Origin of the sequence: Nitratireductor sp. XY-223, assembly GCF_004959855.1 — a bacterium.
Classification (GTDB): Bacteria; Pseudomonadota; Alphaproteobacteria; order Rhizobiales; family Rhizobiaceae; genus Hoeflea_A.
The window spans coordinates 1-3769 of sequence record NZ_SPNT01000045.1 but is presented as its reverse complement, the minus strand read 5'-3'; the positions used below and the strand labels follow the sequence as shown (position 1 = coordinate 3769).

Below are 3769 nucleotides of genomic sequence, written 5' to 3'. Positions count from 1 at the left end.
TCCTGTACAGGGTCGCAATGCCCTAAAAAGACATCCAGCCTGCAGCCTATCCGCCTATCCCGGCACTCTAGCCGAGTCGGGATGCATGACCGCTCACACCCCATTCATGCCATCTCCTGTTGAACTGGGTATGAATTCGTGGGTTGAAAGAGGACCGCCCGGCGTGAACGCCGGACGGCCTATCAGCCAAGGGGATCAAACAGGCCTACTCGGCTGCTTCGCTCAGAAACGCCGGCAGGGTGTCAGCTTCCTCTTTCGCCTCTTCAGATCCGGGCGCTTCCGGATCCGTATCGGTCGCGCCGCTTTCGGCCGCCGTCCCGGTGCCCTCGACAGCGAACCCCATTCCATCTGGGAGCCAGGTGGACGTCTTCGCCGCAACGTCGGCCCCAAGATCGACTTTCTTGCCAGCATCGTCACCGAAATAGGCCTCCATCGACTTGGCCAAAAGGGCTTTCTTGTAATGCGACCGGTCATTGACCCATTCGTCGCCGATCAGCTCGCGGGCAACGTCAAGCGAATGGTCTTTCTTGACGCGGCCCCAGTAGGTCTCGACTGTCGGACGCCAGAATTTTGCGACGTCGACATCCATCCGCTGACCGATCTGTTCGAAGATCGGGTTGACGCTTTTGTCCGTCGAAAGCTGCTGGGTCAACGCGTAGGCCGCGCACCAGGCGAACAAGGCCTGTTTTTCCTCCGATGATAACGCGCACAGGGCCTCGAAATCCTCCGGCAACTCCTTCTGCAACCAATCGAGGCTAAGCGATCCGCGAACCTCCTCCAGAACCGTTGCCGCAATCGTCTCCTTCAGGACGTCCCGGCTTGCCATGACCATGGCCGGCTTCAGGCTGATGTCGAGCGGAGTGACCTCATAACCGTTCCGGAACGTTTGACGGCACATGGAATAGAGCATGGCATCAAAGGCAACACCGAAGTCTGCGCTCAAATGCGCCTGGACGATCTGATGGCGTGTGGCGCGCAGTTCGTCACCCAAGGCCTGCGAGACACCTTGCTCCTTGCGAGCGGCGGTTACCGGATCGACCGGAGCTTTATATGTCGTCTCTGACCGCGGCGGCGTGACGCGAATTGCCGGTTCGGCCTTGCTCTCACCATCAGCATCTTCGTTGGTGCTCGCGCCATCGCTTTCGGCATCGGTCGCTTCTGGTTCCGACACCGGGACGTCCTCCGGACGAACAAGGCCCGCATTGACCTCCAGTTTTCCGGCATAGTCGAGGCTGACGATGCATCCGGCGATCGCACGCTGTTCGTCGCTGAAGACCGCACTCTTTTCCTCAAGCGCATCGATTTCGCCGATGCGTTCGCCCGCACCGTCGGCTTCATCCGCGATCTCATCGGTCCAATCTTCATCGTCGAGGGTTTCGATCTCATCGAGCCGTTTCTGCAACGTCTCGCGCTCGCTTGCGATCTCCGGATCGAGGTCCTGAGGCTCCGGATAAACACGGCCATATTTGAGACCGTCATTGTAGTTGAAATCCAGAACGGCCACGGACCACTTCCAGCCTTTGCCGTGTTTTTTGGCGGCCCGTTCCAGCTTCTCGATGGCCAGTTTCTCCAGGAGATCGATGTCCGTGATATGCACGTTGTCGTCGTCGGAAAACAGGTCTCGGATGACGTTGCCGCCTGCCTTCTCATACTTATCGACACCGACATAGCGTGCCAGTCGGGTACTGCCCGAACAGGTCCGCTCGGTCAGCATACGCCGGATTGCATTCTGTTTGCCGGTCGGATGAAAATGCGATATCGCCTCGCGGATCTCGAGCTGCCGCGCATGATCGTTGCTCAAGGTGAATGCCATCACCGCCTCGAGCGTCAGTTGTCCCTGCCGGAAATCATCCAGGATCTCCGGCGCAACCTGGGCCAGTTTCAGCCGGCGCTCGACCAGACCGGCGGTGACTCCGAAGCGCGTGGCTACCTCCTCGACGGAACGGCCCTTTTCAATCAGGTCTGCAAAAGCCTCGAACTCGTCGGCGGGATGCATCGCCGAACGGATCATGTTTTCCGCGACCGAAGTCTCTTCGGCGGCCGACTGAGGTTCGACTTTGCAAGAGATCTTCTCGTCTGATTTGATGTGCCCTTCTTCCGCCAGCTTCTGAAGCTGTTCAAGGCGCCGGCCGCCCGCATGGACATGAAATGTGTCTCCGACAGAGTGGACGAGAAGGTTGTGCTTCAATCCCTGGTATCTGAGGCTGGCATAAAGCTCGGCATCGTCCGCTTCCGACGCCGGTGTCTTGCGGACGTTTTTGGGGCTGTTGACCAGCTTGTTCAGCGGGATCTGTTTGATTGTGGCAGTTGCCATGGGTCTTGCTCCTTGTTCGGAGCCGGGTCGGAGAGCCTCTCTCTCCTTCTGGAAGCCCGGCAACCGGGCTTCCCTCCCCTCTTCCTCTCACGGCCCCTCGCCTGACGGCTTCCGCCGACACTGCCCCGACAAACAGGTGCGGCAACACCGGAGCGGCAACCTGCTCTTGAAGGCACGCAAGCAACCCAGGACCGCAGCGAGTGCCCTTGGCGCTCGGCCGATGCATGAGCAACCTCGCTCGCAATGTGGAACATCCGAGAACGGTTCCGGAAAGGGCTTGGTCTGAAGGTCCAGGAACTGGCCAGGGGAATAAAACGCCACCGGTCGCGTTAGCCTTGTGTCGGCGGTCAAAAGCCGATGCGACAAGAACGAGGAGATCTCCGATGAAACTGATTGCTTCGGTCAGCGCAGCGGCGGTGACTTTAGCCGTGACGGCAACAGCCAGCCAGGCCGATGGTTTTGGCGATACGCTTGAAATCGTTCCGCACGTGTTCAATGTCCATCACACAAAGCGCGTGCTTGTGTGTGAAGACGATGATGACGACGACGGTTGCTATTATGTCCGCGTGCCTCGAGCCGGATACTACTACTACCTGTCCGGCGACGATGACGATGATGACGACCGCCGGCGTTCTTATCGACGTGATCGCGACGATGATGATTGAGCGTCATCACACGCAGGACTCTGCAGTGACGTGGTGATGCTGGACCGCCAGCGGAGGCGAGGTGCTATCCGCCCAGAAGAATCATCTCGAGTTTTGACGTGCGTCTCGATTCCGTCACGCCTTTGAGGATGGTTGTGAGTGTCTCGGAGCGCTCACTGCCTGGCGTGCGGAATTGCACCTCCACCAACACCGACTGACCGTCTTCAAAACGCAGCAAATCTCCGAGTAGAAACTTCAATTGTGCGGAATCGGCATGATCCAACTGTACGACATCCGATCGGCCACAATTTCCTCCAGCACGATATGGAGCACCTGATTGCAGCCAGACCGCGGCTGTTACAGATCATGCAGGGGCCGATTGACACGCTTTGGCTGAACCCGCTCGCCTTCCCTCGCAAACCTCTCCGAAGGTCCGTCCGGCCGGTCAGGCGAGGAAGTCGAAATCGTCCGCGGTCAGCAGCGCGGCATCGAAGTCCTTGATCGCGACCGAAAAGGCGTCGGTGGGGCCGTTGACCAGGGTGTCGTCGCCGCTTTGCCTTATGTCGAGGTCGGAGAACTTCAGGCCGCCCTTGATGACGAGGGTGTCCGTCCCGTCTTCGAAGTCGTGGATGGTGTCGGATCGACGTTCGTAGGACCATAAGCAGGAAGCTGCCTGAGCATGCACAGGTTACGATGACGCGATGCGGGCGGTGCGGTGCTGGAAGGTGCGGCGCCGGGCGCTCTTCCAGTCCGCCGAACAGAGCAGGCCCGTCAGGGCGGCGGCGGCGGGGGTGCGTTCGGTTGCCGCGGG

4 protein-coding genes are annotated in these 3769 nt (G+C 59.5%); 1 reads left to right on the top strand and 3 read right to left on the bottom strand.

Features of this window, described 5'->3' with window-relative positions; translation table 11 throughout:
- Window positions 1-205: 205 nt before the first annotated feature.
- Window positions 206-2314 carry a ParB/Srx family N-terminal domain-containing protein gene (locus E4M07_RS28875; RefSeq protein WP_136661876.1) on the bottom strand — a complete coding sequence of 703 codons (2109 nt, stop codon included), beginning with the start codon at window positions 2312-2314 and terminating at the stop codon, window positions 206-208.
- A 383-nt stretch (window positions 2315-2697) separates the two neighbouring features.
- Between E4M07_RS28875 and E4M07_RS28870 the strand changes: the two genes are divergently transcribed.
- Window positions 2698-2979 (top strand): hypothetical protein, encoded by a 282-nt coding sequence (locus E4M07_RS28870; protein WP_136661875.1) that lies wholly within the window; start codon window positions 2698-2700, stop codon window positions 2977-2979.
- Between the two features lie 64 nt (window positions 2980-3043).
- Here E4M07_RS28870 and E4M07_RS28865 read toward each other — a convergent pair whose 3' ends face one another.
- The gene (locus tag E4M07_RS28865) at window positions 3044-3241 is read right to left on the bottom strand and encodes a hypothetical protein (RefSeq protein ID WP_136661874.1); all 198 of its coding nucleotides are present in this window, start codon (window positions 3239-3241) and stop codon (window positions 3044-3046) included.
- Window positions 3242-3403: 162 nt separating this feature from the next.
- A complete protein-coding gene (locus E4M07_RS28860) occupies window positions 3404-3643 on the bottom strand; it encodes a hypothetical protein (protein ID WP_136661873.1) in 240 nt (79 codons plus the stop codon).
- Window positions 3644-3769: the final 126 nt, after the last annotated feature.